Annotated in this window: 21 protein-coding genes; 9 read left to right on the forward strand and 12 right to left on the reverse strand. The window is 48.0% G+C overall.

Annotated features, from left to right (window positions below):
• The first annotated feature begins 25 nt into the window (after positions 1–25).
• Entirely contained in the window at positions 26–1,033 is a 1,008-nt protein-coding gene (locus QXU03_04070; protein ID MEM2170918.1) for an ATP-binding protein, read from the forward strand.
• 416 nt (positions 1,034–1,449) lie between these two features.
• On the opposite strand, the gene QXU03_04075 is transcribed toward QXU03_04070, so the two are convergent.
• Positions 1,450–2,808 carry a RuvB-like helicase gene (locus QXU03_04075; protein ID MEM2170919.1) on the reverse strand — a complete coding sequence of 453 codons (1,359 nt, stop codon included), beginning with the start codon at positions 2,806–2,808 and terminating at the stop codon, positions 1,450–1,452.
• Positions 2,809–2,892: 84 nt separating this feature from the next.
• Positions 2,893–3,300 carry a M67 family metallopeptidase gene (locus tag QXU03_04080; protein MEM2170920.1) on the reverse strand — a complete coding sequence of 136 codons (408 nt, stop codon included), beginning with the start codon at positions 3,298–3,300 and terminating at the stop codon, positions 2,893–2,895.
• Positions 3,301–3,373: 73 nt separating this feature from the next.
• On the opposite strand from QXU03_04080, the gene QXU03_04085 reads away from it, so the two are divergent.
• Positions 3,374–4,216, forward strand: a complete 843-nt coding sequence (locus QXU03_04085; protein ID MEM2170921.1) for a hypothetical protein — start codon at positions 3,374–3,376, stop codon at positions 4,214–4,216.
• A 38-nt stretch (positions 4,217–4,254) separates the two neighbouring features.
• Positions 4,255–4,743, forward strand: a complete 489-nt coding sequence (locus tag QXU03_04090) for a hypothetical protein (protein ID MEM2170922.1) — start codon at positions 4,255–4,257, stop codon at positions 4,741–4,743.
• Here QXU03_04090 and QXU03_04095 read toward each other — a convergent pair.
• A complete protein-coding gene (locus QXU03_04095) occupies positions 4,740–5,147 on the reverse strand; it encodes a DUF2153 family protein (GenBank protein ID MEM2170923.1) in 408 nt (135 codons plus the stop codon). The genes QXU03_04090 and QXU03_04095 overlap by 4 nt on opposite strands.
• 241 nt (positions 5,148–5,388) lie before the next feature.
• Between QXU03_04095 and rnhB the strand changes: the two genes are divergently transcribed.
• Both rnhB and QXU03_04105 read left to right on the forward strand, forming a co-directional pair.
• Positions 5,389–6,111 (forward strand): ribonuclease HII, encoded by a 723-nt coding sequence (rnhB, locus tag QXU03_04100; protein MEM2170924.1) that lies wholly within the window; start codon positions 5,389–5,391, stop codon positions 6,109–6,111.
• A 5-nt stretch (positions 6,112–6,116) separates the two neighbouring features.
• Complete coding sequence (locus tag QXU03_04105; GenBank protein MEM2170925.1) at positions 6,117–7,277, forward strand: TGS domain-containing protein; 1,161 nt, start codon at positions 6,117–6,119, stop codon at positions 7,275–7,277.
• Here QXU03_04105 and QXU03_04110 read toward each other — a convergent pair.
• Complete coding sequence (locus QXU03_04110; protein MEM2170926.1) at positions 7,274–7,621, reverse strand: hypothetical protein; 348 nt, start codon at positions 7,619–7,621, stop codon at positions 7,274–7,276. The genes QXU03_04105 and QXU03_04110 overlap by 4 nt on opposite strands.
• A 184-nt stretch (positions 7,622–7,805) precedes the next feature.
• Here QXU03_04110 and QXU03_04115 point away from each other — a divergent pair, with 184 nt between their 5' ends.
• The 4 genes from QXU03_04115 to QXU03_04130 all read left to right on the forward strand — a co-directional run bounded on the left by QXU03_04115 (position 7,806) and on the right by QXU03_04130 (position 12,947).
• A complete protein-coding gene (locus tag QXU03_04115; protein MEM2170927.1) occupies positions 7,806–8,177 on the forward strand; it encodes a hypothetical protein in 372 nt (123 codons plus the stop codon).
• Complete coding sequence (glmM, locus tag QXU03_04120) at positions 8,174–9,538, forward strand: phosphoglucosamine mutase (protein MEM2170928.1); 1,365 nt, start codon at positions 8,174–8,176, stop codon at positions 9,536–9,538. Before QXU03_04115 ends, glmM begins: the two co-directional genes overlap by 4 nt.
• On the forward strand, positions 9,538–9,945 hold the full coding sequence (locus QXU03_04125) for a Trm112 family protein (protein MEM2170929.1): 408 nt from the start codon (positions 9,538–9,540) through the stop codon (positions 9,943–9,945). The genes glmM and QXU03_04125 overlap by 1 nt, the downstream gene beginning before the upstream one ends.
• Positions 9,946–10,523: 578 nt before the next feature.
• On the forward strand, positions 10,524–12,947 hold the full coding sequence (locus QXU03_04130) for a heavy metal translocating P-type ATPase (GenBank protein ID MEM2170930.1): 2,424 nt from the start codon (positions 10,524–10,526) through the stop codon (positions 12,945–12,947).
• Between the two features lie 17 nt (positions 12,948–12,964).
• On the opposite strand, the gene QXU03_04135 is transcribed toward QXU03_04130, so the two are convergent.
• The 8 genes from QXU03_04135 to QXU03_04170 form a co-directional block, all read right to left on the reverse strand.
• The gene (locus QXU03_04135) at positions 12,965–13,834 is read right to left on the reverse strand and encodes an EamA family transporter (protein MEM2170931.1); all 870 of its coding nucleotides are present in this window, start codon (positions 13,832–13,834) and stop codon (positions 12,965–12,967) included.
• A 5-nt stretch (positions 13,835–13,839) separates the two neighbouring features.
• On the reverse strand, positions 13,840–14,808 hold the full coding sequence (gene arcC / locus QXU03_04140; GenBank protein ID MEM2170932.1) for a carbamate kinase: 969 nt from the start codon (positions 14,806–14,808) through the stop codon (positions 13,840–13,842).
• A 132-nt stretch (positions 14,809–14,940) separates the two neighbouring features.
• Positions 14,941–15,417: a 5-(carboxyamino)imidazole ribonucleotide mutase gene (purE, locus tag QXU03_04145; protein MEM2170933.1), complete on the reverse strand. Its 477-nt coding sequence runs from the start codon at positions 15,415–15,417 to the stop codon at positions 14,941–14,943.
• Positions 15,418–15,456: 39 nt separating this feature from the next.
• Positions 15,457–16,530, reverse strand: a complete 1,074-nt coding sequence (locus QXU03_04150; protein ID MEM2170934.1) for a formate--phosphoribosylaminoimidazolecarboxamide ligase — start codon at positions 16,528–16,530, stop codon at positions 15,457–15,459.
• Positions 16,527–17,879, reverse strand: coding sequence for an adenylosuccinate lyase (gene purB / locus QXU03_04155; GenBank protein ID MEM2170935.1), 1,353 nt, complete (start codon positions 17,877–17,879; stop codon positions 16,527–16,529). Before purB ends, QXU03_04150 begins: the two co-directional genes overlap by 4 nt.
• Positions 17,880–17,890: 11 nt before the next feature.
• Positions 17,891–19,012: a formate--phosphoribosylaminoimidazolecarboxamide ligase family protein gene (locus QXU03_04160; GenBank protein ID MEM2170936.1), complete on the reverse strand. Its 1,122-nt coding sequence runs from the start codon at positions 19,010–19,012 to the stop codon at positions 17,891–17,893.
• Positions 18,993–20,009 carry a phosphoribosylformylglycinamidine cyclo-ligase gene (locus QXU03_04165; protein MEM2170937.1) on the reverse strand — a complete coding sequence of 339 codons (1,017 nt, stop codon included), beginning with the start codon at positions 20,007–20,009 and terminating at the stop codon, positions 18,993–18,995. The genes QXU03_04160 and QXU03_04165 overlap by 20 nt, the downstream gene beginning before the upstream one ends.
• The gene (locus QXU03_04170; protein MEM2170938.1) at positions 20,006–21,430 is read right to left on the reverse strand and encodes an amidophosphoribosyltransferase; all 1,425 of its coding nucleotides are present in this window, start codon (positions 21,428–21,430) and stop codon (positions 20,006–20,008) included. Before QXU03_04170 ends, QXU03_04165 begins: the two co-directional genes overlap by 4 nt.

Raw genomic sequence — 21,430 nt, forward strand, 5'->3', positions numbered from 1 at the left:
AAGAAACGCTCTAGGTGGTTACTCGTTGAGTTTTTACATTTCAAGCGGTTTCAAGGTAAAGTGCAATAAGTGTAGCTCACAAGCTATTGTAAGGGTGCCGTACGCTAAGCTAAACTTGTGTAGAGAACACTATCTCAAGTACATCGAAAGCAGGGTGCATAAGTTTATCGAGAAACGTGGACTGTTAAAGGGCGTTAATAGTCTGCTCGTGGCCCTCTCCGGGGGGAAGGATAGCTTGAGCTTACTGTACATTTTAAATGAACTAAAAGACGCCCTCGGGCTCAAGGCCGTTTACGGCGTTCACTTAGATCTCGGAATAGGGCTGTATTCTGAAATGTCAAGGAAGGCCGTAGAGTTGGCGTGTGAAAACGTAAACGCGAAGTGCTTTACCGTTGCACTCAGCGAATTGGTGGGACATACTCTTCCAGAGCTCGTTAAGTTGGTTAAGAGGCCTGCTTGTAGCCTTTGCGGCATGATTAAGCGGTACTTCATAAACTTATTTGCGGTGGAACTAGGTGTAGATGCCGTTTCGCTTGGACACCACATGGATGACATCTTAGTGTTCATACTAAAGGACTTCATGCTACAAGACCTGGTGGACATGAGCAAAATGGTGCCTGCCATACCCGGCATACCGGGCATTGCCACGCCAAAGCTCAAGCTTCTATATGAGACATATGAGAACGACCTCTTGATGTACGCCTCATTACGGAACATCAAATACGTCGAAACGGACTGCCCCTTTAAGTACAGGGATCCATTTAAAGCATCTATTCGCAAGATGCTGGATGAGCTCGAAGAGGTAATGCCGGGCTTTAAGCTTTCTCTAGCGAGAAGAATCTTCAAGAACCTCTCAAAGTACGTTAGTGCCAACATCGAGAAGAAGGTAGTGCCGTGCAAATATTGTGGAATGCCCTCATCAACGGGTACTTGCGCCTTTTGTAGGCTAACCGAGAGAGCAACGGGCGCGCCTCTAGGCCCCGTAACTAGGGAAAGAATCAAGAACATTGTAAAATTAGCCAGAGGGTATTGAAAGGTCGTTTGGGTAGAGGGCTGGCTGTAAGAAGCGGTAAGCGTAATGGGATGAATGTAATCGGTAGCTGAAGTCGATGTAGCCGTTGTAGGTGAAATAGTTACGTAGCATTTTGGAAGCTACCAAGCATGCAAGCGTATTCCCATTTAGGTCTTTACCCGTTGACCTGAGAAGGGTCACCACCGGTTCTCCCGGGTCCTCTCTCCACAGATAACTATGGGTCTCAGGAACCCAGAGCCGCTGGTAAGCATTTTCCACGGCAAGGCCCGTAAATGATCACCACTAGCGACCCCGAAAGCCTCAAAAAAAGCCTTAACCTACAAAACCTAGAAGCGAAGAAACGGCAACCAGCTCGTGCATAAAAGGTCTCCGTTTCACGAGGAGTGGCGGTTTGAACTTTGATCTGGTGTACTTGGCTATTTGAGGAATTTCTCTTCGTGCTGTCTCAAGTACTCTACGCTAGTTGATAGGTCTATGAATAGTTTAGAAGCCTTCTCCACGTCTTGCACGTCTATAATCTGTGAACCACGTTCTTCGGATATGATACGGGCTGGTTCTAGTAATTGAACAGCGTACCTTAAGCTCCTCCTTGTTCCGAGTTCAACGAGCTTTTCAAGCGCCTCTTTTGAAAGCTCTATTTCCATCTCTTCTGCCCTGATCCTAATTATCTCGCGTATTTCATCGGCAGTGTAAGGCCTCGTAGGTATAATTAGTAGTCTATCTAGAAGGTCTAGAGGCATTCCATGTGGAGATTCCAGGTCAGTGCCTCTTATCTTTGCAAAGCCTCTGTTAGTAGCTAGTATCATTATTGGAGCGAGCTCGCTTTCCATAGCTCTTGTTAAGAAACTGAATGCCTCTATGTCAAGCATGTGAGCATCATCTATGAATAGCACTCCGGGCACGAGCTCCGCCTTCCTCTGGTCAAGCCATTTCTTAACCGTTTCATCGACATCTCTCCTGACTTCACTGGGTATTTCACGTTCAAATGTCAAACCGAAGAAGCTTACCAGGCTTCTCTGGGCAGCAAAGTAGACATCGAGGTTGTGTAGTGTCACGACTGTAACTATTTCCTTTTCCTTCTTGACGGGGCCCTTGGGAATTTCAACGAGCCTCTTGATTTCGATGTCGTACGTCTTAGCGCCTTCGATTTCACGGGTTCTGCCAACCCTGTTAACTCTACCCGTTTCTGCGTCAATCCATATGACATCTCCTTTCCTGATACCAAGTTCTAAAATTTGCTGTGTAACCTCTTCCGGCACCGTTAGAGTCATTTCTTCGTCCTTCGTCGACAGCGTTATCTTAGCCTCCACGGGCACTGCATAGTATGGTATCATTGGGTGTCTGGCCCTTCTGATCTTTACCTCCTTAACCACGCCCTCGTAGACTTTCCTAACCTCTTTAATTCTGACTCCCAGGGCCTTTCTGACAGCTTCCATTAAGATCTCGGTTTTCTTTCTCTCCGTGCTATAAATTTCGCTACCAGACATCATTACGAACGGCGTGTCTTCACCCAGCTCCCTAGCAATAGCAACCGCTATAGCTGTTTTACCAGTACCGGTAGGGCCTACTAGGAGTATTCCTCTACCGGCCATTTTACCTTCCTTTATCATCCTAACGACTATCCCGGCAGCCTCCCTCGCTTCAACCTGCCCTACTAGGCCGTCTGCTTTGAATACCGCCTTACCTTTCTCATCTAGTCCAAGTCCACGTATATGACTGTGAGCACCGATCCTTCTCCTGGCCACGCTTTCAACCCTTATATCGGTACCACTCATAGATACCACCCCAGTTGGCAGGCATGCCCCTAAGTAGAGATATCTTACATCTTTCACACTACTTTTTAGCTTTATTAAAGCATCTTAACTCGATTCCTCAACGGTGACTTCATGTAATTCGCCATTAACTAGCATCCACGCCTTGTAGTCTCCCGTGAGCGAGCTTACTATTAACCACGGAAGCGGCCAGTGTTCCATGCCCTTTCGATCCTCTGCACTGGGTACTGGTTGTGCTGGGTGGCTGTGGACAAGTACAACTATCTCCAGGACCCAGCTCTCCGCCTTCCTGTGAATATCATACAGGCAAAGGGGGTCCGCTTCGAAGCGCGTACTTGGCTTCTCCGCGATGTTTGGACATTCATGTAGATCTTTGACGACGTACACGTTGCCACTTCTATGCCCAATACCAATGAATACTTTCTCAACGCTCGAGTTCAACGAGTCCTTTACCACCCTTTTCAGCTGTTTAGAGGGTACGATTAATGTTACCATGAAGTGTCAACTTGTCGTCTACTTTCATATTCAAGTATTTAAGCACGTAACTTAAATGGGTTTATGGGTTTGAGTGGTCGGTTTGAAGATACTAATAGATGACGTTTTGAGAAGGCTAGACACGCTTATATCTATTCTTGAAAGCCGTGAGTATTGCGCCTGGGGCCGTGGCGAGGTTTCCAGGCTTAAAGACACGATCATTAGGGCACGGAAGCCGTTAGTGCCTTCGCGCACGGTGTGGGAGAGGTACACCGTGCTGGTTGCACTGATAGAAGAGATTTCAAAACTTGCAGACAATCCAGGCTACGAGTACGCGCTCTACTCGAGTCTCCTTTCACTGAGAGAGCGTGTAACCGAGTTCAAGGACGTCCTTGAAAAAGCATACGTAATGGAAAAAGTTCAGGTCGCTTTACCCGCCGTACTCGGCTTCATGGTTACAGCAATACGTATAGTGTCCGTGGGCCTCGATTTCGAACTAGTATACCTGGCAGTCTCCACGGCGTCGTTAATTCTCACATTGCTGAAACCAATTCTAGGACTTACAGGTACCGTTGCTCTTGGGATACTACTAATAGCCTTAGAGGCCGAACTGAGTAGCGCCCTTACCGGTACCTTGCTCGTGGTCATTTCAATGACGTACATTTACCTACTCCTCTTGGCCAGGTCTTCTAAGTTCGAAAAGAAGATCAAAGATGCCGTTAGGGGGGTAGAGCAGTTATTACAAACGCTAGCGCCGGAACAAGCTAAAATAGACGATGTTATCACCCTGCTGTTGGAAGCTTACAGTGTAGACGATACGGGTATTTTCAAGTACCTAGATAAGCGGGAGCTTCTGAGGTATAAAGCAGGCCTTCTCGTAGCATTAGGGCTCGCGCCGAAGGCGCCAGTACTTCACAGCAATAAAAGCCACGAGTAGTATATTTAACATGGTACGGATTTTACGGTGTAAATCTTATGGGCGGGTTAAAGAAATCCAAGGCGGCTACTCCACAGGCTGGTACCGAAAAAGGCAAGGAAATAAAGATCCTGACCAGGCATGTTATAACGGTATCCGATATATTAAAGAATCAGAGGATCCTCAGGCTACTATATCTGATCTCCTTAGCTACGAACGGCATAAGTGAAAAAGCACTAGCCCACTTGGTATACAGTGTCGAAAAGAGCTCAAATATTAAGTTAGGCTACAACTTCGTTCTACTGGGCGATACGCCCGTGAGTAAAGATCTGATCAATGACTTGACGTCACTCAAGTACACGGGGCTCGTAGAAATGTCCACTAAGAGCAGAAAACTAGTCATAACGGGGCTGGGTAAAGAAGTTTTAGACAAAGCCGCGGAGAGCATTCAGGGTGATGTAGATACCTTAAGAAAGGCCTTCGAGGAGGCTTGGCCCAAGATCGCGCCTGTAGACGTTGAAACTACCTTGAAGGCTACTAAACGTTAGAGTACTGGTGTTGGGGGCTGCCTTCTGCCTTCCTTTTCTTCACGTGAAGGCCTAATAGTAAATAATGGGTTAATGGCGTTCGTCTCCTCTAAGTTCTTTAGGTGCTCGGCGAACTTCGAAGTATGTTCTATATCCAGGTCTATCAACTTATAGAATATTTCCCTGAGGCTGTCCCAGAGCTCTATTAGCAGTTCGCGGGGCATGTGGGTGGTTATCATGGGGTCCTTAAGCCAGCTATCAAAAGCCTCGATCGTTTTCCCCATGTGCTGAAATGCCAGCCTGGAGAGTGTTATTAGTGTAAGCCTGTCCGCCTCCTTATACTTCTCTTCAGCCTTCATGAACATTTTCTTAACTTCGCGTTGCCTCTTAACCCATGTTTCTAAGTTCTCGTAAAACCCGTCCACGCAAAATCACCTAGGTTACTACAAGAGTAAACCCTACTTTATACTTTACTGTTCCATGAGGTACAGCAACCTTCCTCACTGACACCTTTATGCTTAGAGGGGTTTGCAGTTCTTCCTAGATATTTTACCGCTTACGAGCTCATGTGCTTCATGCCACTATTCGGTACCTTCGCCACTTGCTGATAAATGGCTAAAACCTCTTTACCACTCACACCAATATAAAGCTCTGGGAGCAGCCGTAATGAAGGAGAACTCGTTGACTCGCATTGGCATAGATGAGGCGGGACGGGGGCCGCTAATAGGTGACATGATCGTATCAGGTGTTCTGGTGTCCCCCGACATGCTTGAAAAGCTTAAAAATCGAAGCTTAAAGGAAAGCAAGCGGTTAAGCCCTAAGAAAAGGTACTGGTTTTATAAACAAGCACTTAGAGAGGGGGTAGTTGTAGTTGCCGTATACGTGCATCCCTGGAGAATGGACCGGGAAAACCTTAACGACGTCGAAGAAGAATGCATTGGGTGGATCCTGCGCATACTCTGCACGCTAATCGACCCCGACGTAGGCGGGGTGCACATATATGTAGATGAAATTAAAGGACGTGCTAGCAGAATCAGGGACATTGCGGAAACCTGTTTTAAAGGGTTTCCGGTAGAGTTCGTAATGGAACCTGGCGCCGATGCCAGGTATCTTCCAGTAGCACTTGCAAGCATTTTTGCAAAGGTAATGAGGGACCTCGACCTCGTTAAACTAAGGAAACACGTTGGAAACTTCGGTTCAGGTTACCCGGCAGACCCGCTTACAAAGAAGTGGCTTAAAGAGATGTATACGCCGGGTTCGGACCCCCCTCTATACGTTAGAAGGAGCTGGCGCGTACTGAAAAATATAGCACCCACATGGTATAGGGAAAAGAGAAGAGGTGGAAAAGCTCCTAAGCACAAGAGCTTACTAGACTACGCCAGACGGTGAAACACATGCCTACGAACCTACCGGCTGAAGCTAGGGCTAAGTGGATAAGGGTAATGGATGCCAGAACTATCGAAGAAAAGATCAAAGCTCTTGAAGACTTCATTTCCAGTGTACCGAAGCATAAGGGTACAGAAAGACTTCGTGAATGGGCTACAAAGAGGCTTGCCGAGCTACGCGACGAGCTCGAAGAAAGAAGAAGGAAGAGGGCGGGTTCACGGACATCCTTCTTCGTTGAAAAGGAAGGGGACGTTCAAGTGACTGTAATAGGGCCTCCAAACAGCGGAAAGAGCCTCCTGGTGCATAAATTAACTGGTGCAAAAACGATAGTAGCTGATTATCCCTTTTCCACGACGTACCCCGTACCCGGTATGTTGAAGTACAATGACGTCTACTTTCAACTCGTAGATACCCCTCCACTAGTCTCGGGATCGCTCTTTAGGAAGGTCGTTGGGCTCATAAGGAACGCTGATGGAGCACTGATCGTACTGGATGCGACTTCGAACATACTTCACGAGCTCGAAAACTTGGTGAGTTTGTTAAAGCGCGAAGGCGTCCTTCTCGTTAAGCCTCGTGGCAGGGTCGTGCTGAACGTGATGAGAACGGGTAAACTGGGTATACGTATAACCCTTATGGGTAAGCTGCTGGACGCTACAGCCGATGAAGTTCGTAAACTCCTCGAAAGCTATAGAATATATAATGCGCACGTGAAGATCTACGGCGAAGTAACCATAGATGACGTTGAACAGTCAATATTTGAGGCAACGGTATACAAGCCGTCGGTGGTGTTTATCAATAAGGCTGATCTGGCCAGCCCCGATCGCGGCGTGGTGGAGGCGATCGGCCGGGCACTACCGGGTACGCCAGTCATAGTGGGATCCGCTATAACCGGTGAAGGCCTGGACTCCATTGCGCTGACACTCTACAATGTCCTCGAAATTATAAGAGTTTACACGAAGGCGCCAAACGCGCCACCCTCTCAGAGACCATTGGTACTTAGAAAAAACGCTACAGTAAGGGACGTTGCTATTGGTATTCATAGCGAGTTCGTTGAAAACTTTCTTTACGCGCGCGTGTGGGGTACCTCTGTCAGGTATCCCGGCGAGAGGGTGGGCTTAGATCACATGTTACACGACGGCGATATCGTGGAAATTCATGCTAAGGGCTAACATTCAATTTGCTTTACAGGGGTTATTCTGAGAAAGTCTACGAGTACCTTTAGTGCACCGTACTTATCGCACGTGTATATAATATCGGGAGTAGCAACCTTAAAGACCCTGAGGGCGAGTTCTTCCGGCTTCTTGCCAGCAAACACTACCATTTTATTCTCGTTAACTTTTGACAGTATGTTAGACCTCGCAAGAATCTCGGTGGATTTCTTGTCAACAACGAGCCAGATGCGGTCTCTGTGGTGCTTTTCAATGACCACCTTAACCCAGTTAAGCTCATCATTCTTTCTAATCGATGCAGCGATCAAAATATTCAAGTTTAACGCCCTCACGCCCACAACCATTTAGAGAGTAAATCCACCTTAAATTAAGCCGGTTTCTCGAATAGTGACTGCGCGTTGCAGCACCATTTAGCTGATCTAAGATACTATAGTGCTACGTTAACGCTACAAGCACATCAAGAGGGGCTTTTTAACCCGTTGGTAACTTAATATTGGAGTTATGGTTTTACTTACCAGGGTGCGTGTTTTGAGCATCGTAAATGAGCTCGCAGAGCATCTCAAATCCCTTAATTACATCGTTATACTTCATAGCGAGCATGAAATACGTGTCTTGCACCCCTCACTTCCCATTTACCTTCAAGTAGAGGTTAGAAATAACTTCGTTTACATGACTATAAAGCACGGTGAGGGGCTTAGAGAGGTTCTCGAAGATCTCCGCGATAGCGGTGAAGATATCGAAAACACCATTGAAGAGGTACTAAGTTACCTGAGCGTCGTCTCTTTAAAGGTTAGAAAATGGGTTGAAGAGCGGGGCTACGTTTCTGTTTTTAAGCTACGTGATGGTAGTCTTGAGATTTACGAAATGCTCGAAGAACTTTTAGAGGAGGAAGAGTATTGAAGAAGCTCTTCGGGACAGATGGTGTAAGAGGGGTAACCGGGATAGATCTGGTGCCTAACTTTATAGTGAGGCTCGCATCGGCCATAGGCGCGTTCTTCGGGGAGAGGTCCAAGATACTCGTAGGCATGGACATGAGGGCTGGCGGTGACGCGATCAAGAGGATAGTGGAGGGCACTCTCATTCTTTCGGGGCTTAGGGTTTACGATGCCGGGTATACGCCAACACCTGCACTACAATACGCCATTAAGACCCAGGGCTTCGATGGAGGGGTGATGATCACCGCCAGCCACAACCCACCCGAGTACAACGGTATAAAGGTCATCGGGCCTCACGGAATAGAGATTGATAGGGATGAGGAGCGTGTTATAGAGGAGTACTTCTGGGAAGAGCGGTTCAGAGTAGTAGACTGGAAAGAGGCAGGCGAGAGTGTCGTAAGGTATCCGCTCGTGAATGACATGTACGTCAATGCCGTTATAAGCCATGTTGATAGAGAAGCCATCGCAAGGCGGCATTTTAGAATACTCGTAGACCCCGTTAATAACGTAGGTACGTTGACAACGCCCTTAGTTCTCAAAAAACTAGGCGTTAAGCCGGTAGTAATTAATGGAACACTCGATCCGTTTCCAGCGAGGCTACCAGAGCCCACACCGGAAACACTCGCGGAAACGGCCAAGGCCGTTACGATCTACAAATGCGATCTCGGGGTGGGGCACGACGGGGATGCCGATAGAGCTATATTTATAGATGAAGGTGGAAGAGTTCATTGGGGTGATCGGTCCGCAACCTTGCTAGCTAAACACCTGGTAGTACATAGAGGTGAACGAGGACGCATATATACGGGCGTATCATCTAGCACCATTATCGTAGATGTATTAAAGCATTTTAACGTAGAGGTCGTATGGCTAAAGGTGGGCAGTGTAGACATAGCCCACACCATGAGGAAAAGCGGCGATGCGCTATGCGGCTTTGAAGAGAACGGTGGATTTATGTACCCACCACACCAATACGTACGTGACGGTGCAATGACAACAGCGCTATTCCTCGAATTAATGGCCAAGGAAGGTAAGAGGGCATCCGAGCTCTTTGATGAACTTCCCCAGTACTACACGATCAAGGTGAAATACAGGTTAAACCGTGGTCTGGCCCTTGAAGTAATCAGGCGCGTCGAGGAGGAGTTCAAAGATGCCCTACTGATCACTATTGACGGTGTGAAGGTCGTATCAAGAGATTACTGGTTATTGGTGAGGCCTAGTGGTACCGAGCCCGTGCTAAGGGTCATGCTCGAAGCTAAAACAGAGAACTTAGCTAAAGAGATACTGGAAAGAGTTGATAGCATAGTTAAGGGGGTGGTGGGCTCTTGATGAGGTATTGGGGCTTAGATGTACTTAAATGCGTTCACTGCAAAAGTTTTCCGCTGGAGATGTATGTTATTGAGGAGGAAAAACAAGAAGTTGACGTAAGTGGCTTGGAAATGCCTCTTTGCAAGTCTTACTGTGGTTACTTAAAGGAAAGTGTCCAGCAGGGGAAAGAGTATCCATGTAGCGAGTGCCTTAGAATGGCCATTAAGACAGCCGTGCTTTACTGCCCAAGTTGCAAGCACTGGTACCCTGTGAGAAACGGCATAGTCGTGATGCTAACTAATAGCAGGCGCAAGGTGGAACGGGACCTTGACTTTCTGAAAACTTACAAGGACAAGATACCAGCCTTCATACTAAACGAAGGTAAACCCATAAACCTGGCCGGAGGACTTTCAAGGACTACCCAGTAATTTTACCGTACCCTTCCCTACTAGGCCGTTAAGAGGCGGCTCGTCGCTGTTTCCTAAGCCCCTCTTTTCACAGGCCACGAAGCAGGTTAAAACTTGTAAACCACTGTACTTTATAAACCTGTCTTAATAAGCGGCTAAGAACCGGTTGAGGCCTCGTAGCTTGAACGCGTGTGGACTACAATGTAGCGCGCAACCAGTTAGCTTATTATAAGTTCGAATCGGTTTAGCCTTCCACGAGGCGCGTGAGCGAGAGGTGGGCTGGTACCTTTAGACTTCTTAGTCTTCACCATCTAGGCTATAGAAATAAAAGCTTCCAGCCAGATATTTTATTGTGGCTACGTGGGTGTTATCACCGTTGATACGAGGAGAGGTACCTCCTGTTCTTACGAGTAGTGCGAATCCTCGTAGAGCACCATGTGTACGTATTCAGACTCCTCGCAATTATGCTTTGCACTGTTTTCATGGCATTTTGTACCTTGGAGTCCCAGAGCAACCCCCGCTTACAGCTTTCTGCGCGAACCCAACACATACAATACCCTTCCTGCTGTCGGTGCAATGTCTCTAGGGGCAACTCGGTTATGAGGTATTCGAGTGAGAAGCTGAGGATCTTAGGGGTTGACAGCAAGACATGTATAGCTACCATGGAGAGCCGCCTTCACAGGCTCGACTGCGTCTTAGTCTTTAACGTGGATATACGCTCGGGATTGGCAGAGGTAGTATACAATGCCGATAAGTGCAATCTGAACGACATTTACGAGGCAATAAAAGATGCCGGTTACGATGTGCATAAGGGATCTGTAATTTTCAAAGCGGATAAGTTAAGCCCCCGCGATGCCATACAGTTAGAAGGCGAATTGCTAAGGATGGCAGGAATACTTGAAGCAAGGGCCTCACCAGCTACCAGGCTGATTAAAGTGGTATATAATCCGCTAACTACCGACATGCAAAGCCTTTTAGGTTACTTGAAAGACACCGGGTTCAATGTAAGGCCCGTTACCAGGGCGAGGCCTACTACCTACACGTACCGCTTCCGGCGGTTTATAGCTTCAATGAGGATCTTCACATTCATCGTTAGTGTCGTGGTGATAAGCGATGCGCTGATCTCCGCGTCACGCGTTATTGAACTCGAATACTTAATTCCGCCTCAAGTTCACCTAACCTTAGCTATGACGGCTATCGCTTTAACGGGCGACGTGCTGATTAGGGGGATAAAGGCCCTCTTAAAATGCTCTCCAACGTCAGAGTCTCTCGCCGCCTTATCCACGCTAATTTCGTTCATGGCAGGGACTCTTACGTTAACAAGTTACTTACAGTATCCCGGCATAGATGCGAGTCCAAGGTTTTTTCTCGGAATCGCTGCAGGTATTTGTGGATTCTTAAGTCTGGGAGTATTTCTAGAAGAAAGACTAAAATCGTGGAACGCTGGGTACCTGGAAGAGTCGGTGCAGAGGTATCTAGGCAAGGCGAGAGTGCTACGGAAAAACGGTACCTCAGAAGTTGATGCCTTTAAGGTAAAGCCAGGCGATATCGTCGAGGTCAATGCCGGGGAGATGATACCCGTTGATGGGGTCGTGGTGGAGGGTTGGGGGTACGTCAATGAGATCAGTTTCACGAGTTCGCCTTTACCGGTAGTCAAGAGAAGTAATTTAAGGGATCCCGTATACGCGGGCAGCCTCTTAGTGTCAGGTTCTATGAGGGTGAGGGCTACGAGGCCTGGTGAGGAAGCGCTATTCATGCATATAATCGAGGCCGCGAGGGAGGCGCGGTCGAGGAAGCCGACTGTACGCAAGGCCGTAGACAAGGTGTGTAATGTAATTACATGGATGGCCTTGGGCATAGGGATCTTTACTGCGCTGTACTGGTGGTTCACTAGGAAATCCCTCCAACTAGCTCTAATATTTACAGCTACAGTGTTTGCTACCACATACCCCTGGGCCCTGGGAATAGCTGCACCGCTCATCATAACGCTCGCCGCTTACAAGGCCTCTAAAACGGGAATACTGATCAGGAGCGGTGACGTGTTCGAACGTGTTCCAAAGGTAACGGTAGTTCTTTTCGATAAGACGAGGGTACTTACAGTTGGTAAGCTGGCCATAAAATCCCTGTACGTCGCTAATGCTCTTAGTGACGAAGAAGTACTCTACTACGTGTGTGGCCTAGAGTCCAGAGGTAGCCACCCACTAGCCTTAGCGATCAACGAGTATTGCTCTAGTAGGGGAGTTAGATACGGTAGCCCTAGCCACTATAAACACGTCCCCCAAAAGGGCACAGTTGGCCGTGTTGGTGACCGCGAAGTGATAATTGGCAGGTACGAAGCAGTAAAGGGGTTGAAGATTAGGGTAAACGAGGGCACCGAGTTCCTGGTAAACTACTTAGAAAACCGCGGTTCGCTGCCGCTAATTATAGTGTTTGACCGTAAGGTGGCAGGCATCTTAGAGGTGGCTGACAGTGTACGAAACGGCTCCCTAGAAGCCGTTAAAGCACTCAAGAGGCGCGGACTAGCTGCGGGCATTGTGAGCGGGGATCGTGGGGCTTCCGTATCCTACTATGCCAGGGTTTTTGAGCTGAATCTAGCATACCCTGAAATGAGACCACAAGACAAAGCGAAATTAGTCGCGGAAATGCAACATAAAGGTGAAAGGGTAATGTTTGTTGGTAAGGGGATAAATGATGCTATTGCGCTGTCAGCCGCGTTTGTAGGAGTAGCTATGGGCAACGACTTCGGCATCGTGAAGGAATTCGGGGATGTTGTCCTATCAAACGACGATTTAGCAGGTCTTTTAAGACTATTCGAGCTGAGCGAGTTAGTTAAGAGAAAGCTGTACCAGAACCTGGTATTAGCGTTTATCTATAATGTTTTCCTAGCACTACTAGCAACTGGTGTATTGTACGAACTCTTCGGACTAGTGGTAAAGCCGCTGTTAGTATACGCGGCGATGATTCTAGGGCTTTTAAGCGTGGCTATGAATGCCGGTACTTTACTTAGAACGCGGATAACCTAAGACCCATCGCGTGTCGACTAGCGACCTCTTTCCTGCCTTATCTCCGAGACGGTCGCTATGTACAGTGATAGCAGTATTAATCCACCACCCACCATCTTATACGGTTCTACGGTTTCAAGCCCCATTAGCACGGAAAACTGTGTCGCGAACACCGGTTCTAGTAGGAATATTAAGGCCGCTGTTGAGGCGGACACATACCTCTGACCTAGTACTTGGAAAAAAGTTGCTAGAATGGAGCAGACCAATGCCAGGTAAACTATGTAGATCACCGCTTCGCGCGTCAACGTTATACCCGTGTAAAGCGATGGGGGGGCGAAGATCGCCCCCGCCATGAACGTGCCGAGCAAGAATTCGAGGATGCTCGACCTTCTATACCTAGCTATCAGTATTATCTGTAGGGCCCACATGAAAGTGCTAGCGAACACTAGCAACTCTCCAATGCCTAAACCGCCTACAGGGAGGGTTAAGCAGTATAGCCCGGCTATGGCTATAGTTAACGCGACGAGGTCCAGTATTGTGTACTTCCTGTTTACCACGGCTACGTAGAAATGAACATGTATAGTACTCAGCCCGGTTATGAAGGCGCTCATTGAAGGGTCAATGTAAGAAGTGCCAGCAGCCTGTAGGCAAAGACCAATTGAATATACCAACCCTGTTATAAAGCCGCGTTTAATGCTTAGGGGGTCCAGGCGGCCTTTAATGTACTTAACTAATATTAGTGGTAAGAGCAGTGCTGAGGCGGTCATGGTTCTTACAAAGGTGTAAGTATAAGGAGAAGTTTCACCCATGGACAGCTTTATGAAGGCGAAGGAGGTCCCCCAGAGAGCAGTAGTGGTGATTAGCGAAGAGACTCCTCCCAGCTTTAAAAGGGAACGCCTCTCTACCACCGTGGCTATCCCGGTATAATTCTAGTACCCGCTTCTCCCTGCAACGCGTCAAGAGCCTGTCTTAAATGTGCTATTATTGCTAGTCTGCCACCGTTTTGCACGAACCTTACACCGGCTAGTATTTTTGGCCCCATACTGCCCGGCTTGAAGTGCCCTTCCCGGTAATACTTTAAAGCCTCGCTCGCAGTCATGACCTTGAGCGGCCTAGCGCTTGGTGTGCCGTAATTTAAATATGCCGAGTCCACGTCCGTTAGTATCATTAATATATCGGCTCTAAGCGCCGTTGCCATTTTTTCAGCGCCCAGGTCCTTATCTATTACGGCTTCCACACCGTTAATTCTTCCATCCTCCTCTACCACGGGTACGCCCCCACCCCCATCCGCTATAACTACGAAACCGTTTTCCACTAGAGTTCTTACCGCCTCTATCTCAACCTGTAAGACGGGGTCTGGTGATGGTACTACGCGCCTGTAGCCTCCACGCGGGTCCGGCTTGAACGTCCACCCGAACTCTTTAGTTAGCCTTTCAGCCTCCTCTTTCTCGTACCAGGGTCCAATGTACTTGGATGGATCCCTGAAATCCGGGTCGTCTTTTTTAACGAGTGTCTGCGTTATGATAGTCACGACGCCTTTAACCTTACCTGGTAGAACGTTCCCTTCCCTTAACTTATTGTACAATGCTTGTTGCAGTAAATACCCTAGCCATCCCTGACTCATAGCTCCGGCGATATCGAGGCTCATTGGTGGAATGCTCTTGTATTTCATGCCTAGAGTCATCCATTCTTCTATGATACCCACCTGTGGGCCGTTGCCGTGTGTGACAACTACTTTGTAGTCTTCCTTGATAAGCCGCGTTATTATCTCGGCTACTATGTATGCGTTTTTCCAGTAATCTTCGACCGTTCCCCGGTCACCTTTGGTCTGGAAGGCATTACCACCTAGTGCTACCACTATGAGGCCTTTACACCTGCTCATATTTTCCTCGACCTGTGACAATTGTAAAGGTTTAGGTGGGGGTTTGCGCAGCCGGAGACTTCTCTCTATATAATAGAGGAGGATAATATACTTTGGGGGAGGCTCGAGTAGGGCGGGTTTTCCCCTTACCGGCTAGTATTCTATTCTAGTGGATAGGACCTGCGCTTTCATGTCTTCCATGTACTTAAGTAGCTTTTCACTTATCCACGGGTATTTAAGGCCAAGGATCCTTAGTGCTAATATAGCTGCGTTTTTTGCTGAACCTATACCAACAGTGGCCACGGGGACTCCTGACGGCATTTGGACAATTGATAGTAGGGAGTCAAGCCCGTTAAGCTGTTTAGAGGGTATTGGAACACCTATTACCGGTAGGGGGGTTAGCGCCGCTAAAATACCCGGCAGGTGTGCAGCACCTCCGGCCCCGGCTATTACTACCTCTATTCCCCTTTCATGCACGGTCTTAGCATATTTGAACACTTCTTCGGGCGTTCTGTGAGCTGATAAGACCCGCACCTCCACTTCTACTCCAAATTCCTTTAGAAGGTCTACGGCTTCGCGCATGTAATCCCAGTCGGATTTACTGCCCATCAATATTGCAACTTTCGGCACGGTTCCTCACCCAAATACAGCTAAGTGTATACACCGCTTTCACGTTAAAACCTTTTCCAATGATGCTGCCTTGAGCGCTAGTTTCAATTCCCTAGCTATTCTACGACCTACGCTCATAGGCTCGTCCCAGTACAGGTACGAGTATGGACTACCGCTAACATACAAGTTCGTGCCCGCTACTATGCGCCCTGAAAACTCAAATACGACTATTTCAAGGTCATCCCTTACAACGCTCTCCAAGCAGAATGGCCCGATGGCGCCGGGCGGACTCTGCTTCCTGGTGTATTCTACGAACTTTATGCCGTATTCGAGTATAGTTGGTAGCAGGCTTTCACGTACAACTAAAGGTAAGTTTCCCGTTACAACAAAGGATGGCTCCACGTCTTCAGCTAGGTATTTCAGTGGCACCCTTCGCAGTCCATCAACGTTACTCTCATACCTGATGTCAGCTCCGAGAACCTCCACTCTATTCAGTACTGGACTGTAAAAGTAGTGAAAATAGGCGGGAGTCCCAATAACGTATTCCTGTATTATAACGTCATCAACGCTCTTTATGGCTCCCTCTTTGGCCATTTGTTCTAGTTTTTCCTTGATGTGCGTAGATGAGCGGGAGAGAAAGTATCCCTTACCACCCTTAGCCCCTGGGAGCTTTACTATAACGAGCTTGTCGATTTCTCCACCGTACTTGTAAATTCTCGGGGTCTTAATGCCGGACTCCACGAGGTATTGCATTTTTAGTCGCTGATCACTTTCAACCCTAAACAGGTATCTGTTGCCGAAGTAGGGTACTGGTATGTTTTCAGCGCATTCCAGGCCAACGTATTCGATGATGCTACCGTGAGGCACCATTACGGCGTTTTCTCTCCGGAGTTCCTCTAAAACCTTACCGGTGCATAGCTCCTTCCAGCCGTTTACTACGATGAACTTGTCTACTATGTGATCGAATTGCCTATAAAACCACTCCCTACTAGCTAGCGTCACTAACAGGGTCTTGAACCCCTCTTTCTTGGCTCCGTGAAGTATCTGTAAAGAGCTGTGACTGCTAAGTGTCGCAATAGATACTTCTCCCCTGCTTGCATAATCCTCGATTATCCTAGACACATCCTTATTCATGGGTGCTCACCAGATCCGAGAACGCTTTTAGCGTATTCAGCTGTCCGTGCCACTATTTCTCGGACGCAACCGATGTAGTTTTCGGGTTGGAGAAGCGCTTCGAGCTCTTCGCGCGTAAAGTACTTTGAAAGCTCAGGGTCTTTCAGTACAGCGTCTACTAGGGTCTCTCCTTCGCGCACTTTCCTGGACAGGCTCATCAGCCTGGAGTGCGCTGTGTGCCTAGCCCAACCCCTCTCAACCAGCTTCATTACGAGCATTTCGGTGTATATCAGGCCGCGAGTAATGTCTAGGTTTTTCCTTCCAGCTTCAGTATTTACGTAGAGTACCTCAAGGAGCTTCAACATGTCTTCTAGCATCTGATCGATCGTTAGGAACGCGTGTGGAACTATTATCCTTTCACTCGAGCTATTGGTCAAGTCTCTCTCGTGCATTAATGGAATGTTTTCAAGCGCCGTAAGTACGAATCCTCGCATTACTTTTGCAAGGCCTGAGATCCTCTCGGAGATGACCGGGTTCCTCTTATGAGGCATGGTGCTACTGCCTATTCTCTGTGCCGATTCGTACATCTCATCTATTTCAGGCCTCGAAAGCTCTCTAACTTCTAGCGCGAACCGGTCAAGTTGAGATGCCAGAATGGCGAGTACCGAGATTAGTTCAGCGAATCCATCTCTAGGGGCTACTTGCGTGGTTATGACGTGTGGTTCTAAACCAAGTTCTTCTGCAACTAGTCTTTCTATTAGTAATCCCTTGTCGCCCCACGCTGCCATCGTTCCAACGGCTCCCGACATCTTTAACCTTATAACCCTCTTACTAGCGTCCAGCAACCGCTCGTAGGACCTCGTTAGCTCGTAAACATAGTTGGCAAATTTAAATCCAAAGGTTATTGGTACAGCATGCTGGTTATGCGTTCTACCAGGTGCCACGTCATTAAGGTACTTAAGTGAGAGCTCTACTAGCCGCTCTATTACTAGTTTTAGTTTTTTCGTAACAATGCTTAGCGCGCTTTTAATGAGGAGGGCCCATGTGGTGTCCACTATATCATAGCTTGTTGCACCCAGGTGTACGTATCTACCGCACTCGCCGCATCTCTCTCCGAGTATGTATGTTAGTGATGCTATGTCGTGCCCTAGCAGTTTTTCTCGTTCATACACGTCTTCGGGCTTGACATCTCTACTGCAAATTTCAAATTCCTCTACACACTTTGCGGGGGCCATCCCTGCGCGTGTTAGTGCTTTAATCAGCGAGGCTTCCACTTTCACGTACGTGTTTACAATATTGGATGCGGAAAAGAGTTTTCTCATATCGCTCGATCCGTACCTCCACTCGAGGACGCATGTGTGGTCTAGCATCAAGCATCACTTCACGTAATCAAGTCTTCTAAGCATCCACGATAGATACACTCCTTTATTTCAATTGATATCCTCTGACCCAGGCTAATAGGCTTCCTGAAGTATAGCTTACTGTACTGACTTCCAATACCCATGTAGGCGTTCGTTCCGCCTCCAATTCGTGGTGCTATATCGAATACAACTGCCTCTAAGTTCTTCGTGATCATCAACTGCAAGGTGAACGGGCCGATGATGCCGGGAGGCTCTAGTCTCTTCGTGGCCTCTACGAATTTCTCGCCTACTTCGAGTATTTTCTCTAGGAGGCTCTCCCTTATTGTGACGGGTTCGTGTCCCACCTCGATCATCTCTACGTCAAAGTACTTGCTTAGTTCTAGCTGTACATCTGCCGGTAGTTTGAGGTAGCCCGCTAGATCTGACTGTATCCGCCTATCTATGCTGATCAGCTCCAGCCTCTTGTACGCCACGGAATAGAAGAAGTTCACGTTGAAGTCTGCTCCTAGCACTAGCTCTTCTATCGATGCACGTTGCAGGTCCTCCTCCCTTATTACACCTGACCCGACCAGCCTCCTAGTCTTCCTGGTGAAGTCGTCTTTATCGACAGCGATGAAGAAGCCCCTTTCAACTCTCTTAGTGGCGTGTGGTACCTTTACGATGACTGGTCTATCGATCTCGACGGGATCCTTGAAGGTCTTGGGTCTCCTGATCCCGGCCTCATCTAGTAACCTGTAATAGTTCTTCTCGCCAGTTCTCTCTTCGTAACGAAGAAGCCATCTATTACCGAGTACCGGTACCGGAAAGCAGTTTTCAATGTTATCGTAACCAACGTAAACAGCGAAGCTCCTATTTGGCACAAAAATTGCGTTCTTCGACCTCAAGTACTCCGTCACATCCTTGTCAACTACATGGGAGAACTTTTCCAGTACTAGTGTCTCGTCTACGACTGTTGAGAAGTACTTTGTATACGTCTTTTCGCGCCCTTTCTGACATACCGCTATAGTGTAAAAGCCCTCATCCTTTGCGCCGTCAAATACATCTAATGCGGAATGGCTTGCTATTGTTGCGATTGATATTTTACTTAAGTCGTACCTCTTCGCTACCTCACGAGCCTGGAATCTAGAACTCAACGATTTCACCCCGAGCCCATGAAGGCTTAATCGCGATTCTCCCGGAACCGGGCTTAACCGTTCCCAGAACGTGAGGTTCGAAGCCGTGGCCCTCGACGATGCCGGCAACTGTTTGTAGCGTGTGTGGTTTTGTAAACAGTACGAGACCTATACCCATGTTAAAAACCCTGTAGGCTTCACTTACGGGCACATCACCGCTCTCGATCAGGAGCTTGAATATAGAGGGGGGTTCAGGCGGTTCTAGTTCGAAGTCCAGCGTCTCACCCAGTACCCTTTTGAGCTTACTCCATCCCCCTCCTGTTATGTGTACGGCAGCCGTTATGAGGCCCTTCTCCCTGAGCTCGTGAACTAGGTTATAGTAGAGGGCAGTAGGCTTTGATAGCTCTTCTCCCAGGTTGATTCCGTTGACCACTGCGGTGTAGTCTCCACCCAGCCTCTCTTCAACTATTTTTCTAACCAGACTATATCCGTTTGCGTGCAAGCCACTACTGCTCACACCTAACGCTACGTCACCCGATTCTGCCCTGTTAGCGCGTTCTTTCTCCCTATAACTAAGCGTTATGCAGACAACGTCAATGCCCTTAACTAGTCCCGGCATTATTGCCGTTTCGCCTGAAAGGAGCGGGGCTTTAATCTGTACGAGTGCTTCCTCAATACCCTTCATTACCTCTTCAAATAGTGCCAGATTCGATGACTCCAGGGCTATGTAGTCTGATAACGCCAGTATTTTAAATCCATCGCAAGCAACGTCATTAGCGTTCATCGCAACGCAATCCCAGCCGGCTGTTCTCATCTTTCCGGTTTTCAATAATACCAGGGTTTTTGTACCCACCCCGTCAACGTGGATGTTTAGTTCCACGTTTCCAAAGTTTATTGAGGGAGCATATCCTTCCATGTTCTTGATGCGAATACCGGTTAACTCGGAGAGCCTCGTAGCGGTATCCCTAGCCACTCTGTGCATTAACCTGTGCACGTCGAGGTTAACGCCGGCGTCGGAGTACTTCAAATACAACACCTCTGCTCGAAGACCTTGAACCAGTCTTGCTTGACTTGGAACGGATAGTTACATGAAAAACACGCATGACAGACACTGGGTAACCCAACCGCTTTAACGACGTTGTCTAGCGTATTATACACAACGCTGTCGGCTCCCAGCTCCTTGGCCACCTCGCCACCACTTGTATCATATATTAGTTCTCTGGTCGAGGCGACGTCTATGCCCATGAAACACGGGCACTTGAAAGGTGGAGATGCTATTCTCACATGAACTTCGCGTGCACCCCGCTCTTTCAGCCTCTTGATCAGGTGCTTCAATGTAGTTCCCCTCACAATGGAGTCATCTATCAAAACTACCCGTTTACCGTTCACTACGTCACCTACAATTCCGTATTTTAACGAAGTAACGGCTTCCCGGCGTGCAGGTGACACTATGAAGCCCCTCCCAAGGTACCTGTTTATGATCAAGCCCTCGTGCACTTCGATCCCGGTCTTCTTGCTGTAACCTAAGGCTATGATCCTACCACCCTCGGGTATGGGCACCACCACGTCGGCGTTTACGGGAGCTACTTCAGCAAGCAACCTGCCCATCCTAAACCTCACCTCGTACACGCTTACATCGTTAAAAGTGGTGTCAGGCCTACTGAAGTATATGTATTCGAAGACGCAGGGAGTGGTTTCTACGGTTGCGTTCATGTAGTGCGCTTCGAGACCATGCCCATCATAAGATAGCACCTCACCGGGTTTAACCTCGAACCACTTGGTTAAGTCCATCACTTCTAGGCTGATATTTTCGGATGCGACATAGAGTTCACCATCCTTGTAGCTGTATACTAGTGGGTGGAATCCGCGGGGATCCTTGGCTACAACTAACCTTGGTTCATTCGTAAAAACGATAACGTTGTACGCTCCCGTTACGTGGAGCGGCAGATCCTTCATGGCCTCTACCACATCGTACTTATGCTCGGCCATCAACCTGCTCATGAGTAGTGACAACGCCACGGCATCATTCAACCCTCTATTCACCGGTGTGTATTCTACGCTTCTTCTTTCCTCCCTCACATTGTTCAGTATCTCGACGTAGTTTGTTATAGTCCCATTGAATACTAGCGAGAACTTCATTTTCGGGGCCTTAACGAGTACTGGTTGAACCGGGTAATCGTATACGCCGGTGGTGGAGTACCTTGTATGCGCTACTCCACCAACAGCGTCCACGCCGCTAAGTGAATTTGTGAGCTTGAATTTATACCTGTCGAGGTACGGGGTGGGAGTCATAGTAGTTCTGATTACCCGGAAAGAGCCGTCTTTATGCAGTACACTAATACCGAAGCCTTCTTGACCTCTGTGTTGCAGATTTATCAGCATTTTTATAAGGGTGAAAAACGTGCCGACGTAATCTCTTGGACCATAAACGGCGACGATACCGCACAT

The organism is Desulfurococcaceae archaeon, assembly GCA_038845865.1.
Classification (GTDB): domain Archaea; phylum Thermoproteota; class Thermoprotei_A; order Sulfolobales; family Desulfurococcaceae; genus UBA285.

What these genes read in the sequence shown, in the direction of transcription:
- QXU03_04105 (MEM2170925.1), top strand. Translation starts at nt 6,117, where the DNA reads ATGCCTACGAACCTACCGGCTGAAGCTAGGGCTAAGTGGATAAGGGTA.
- QXU03_04075 (MEM2170919.1), bottom strand. Translation starts at nt 2,808, where the DNA reads ATGAGTGGTACCGATATAAGGGTTGAAAGCGTGGCCAGGAGAAGGATC.
- QXU03_04170 (MEM2170938.1), bottom strand. Translation starts at nt 21,430, where the DNA reads ATGTGCGGTATCGTCGCCGTTTATGGTCCAAGAGATTACGTCGGCACG.
- QXU03_04090 (MEM2170922.1), top strand. Translation starts at nt 4,255, where the DNA reads ATGGGCGGGTTAAAGAAATCCAAGGCGGCTACTCCACAGGCTGGTACC.
- QXU03_04150 (MEM2170934.1), bottom strand. Translation starts at nt 16,530, where the DNA reads ATGAATAAGGATGTGTCTAGGATAATCGAGGATTATGCAAGCAGGGGA.
- QXU03_04130 (MEM2170930.1), top strand. Translation starts at nt 10,524, where the DNA reads ATGAGGTATTCGAGTGAGAAGCTGAGGATCTTAGGGGTTGACAGCAAG.
- QXU03_04080 (MEM2170920.1), bottom strand. Translation starts at nt 3,300, where the DNA reads ATGGTAACATTAATCGTACCCTCTAAACAGCTGAAAAGGGTGGTAAAG.
- purB (MEM2170935.1), bottom strand. Translation starts at nt 17,879, where the DNA reads ATGCTAGACCACACATGCGTCCTCGAGTGGAGGTACGGATCGAGCGAT.
- arcC (MEM2170932.1), bottom strand. Translation starts at nt 14,808, where the DNA reads ATGAGCAGGTGTAAAGGCCTCATAGTGGTAGCACTAGGTGGTAATGCC.
- QXU03_04110 (MEM2170926.1), bottom strand. Translation starts at nt 7,621, where the DNA reads ATGGTTGTGGGCGTGAGGGCGTTAAACTTGAATATTTTGATCGCTGCA.
- rnhB (MEM2170924.1), top strand. Translation starts at nt 5,389, where the DNA reads ATGAAGGAGAACTCGTTGACTCGCATTGGCATAGATGAGGCGGGACGG.
- QXU03_04125 (MEM2170929.1), top strand. Translation starts at nt 9,538, where the DNA reads ATGAGGTATTGGGGCTTAGATGTACTTAAATGCGTTCACTGCAAAAGT.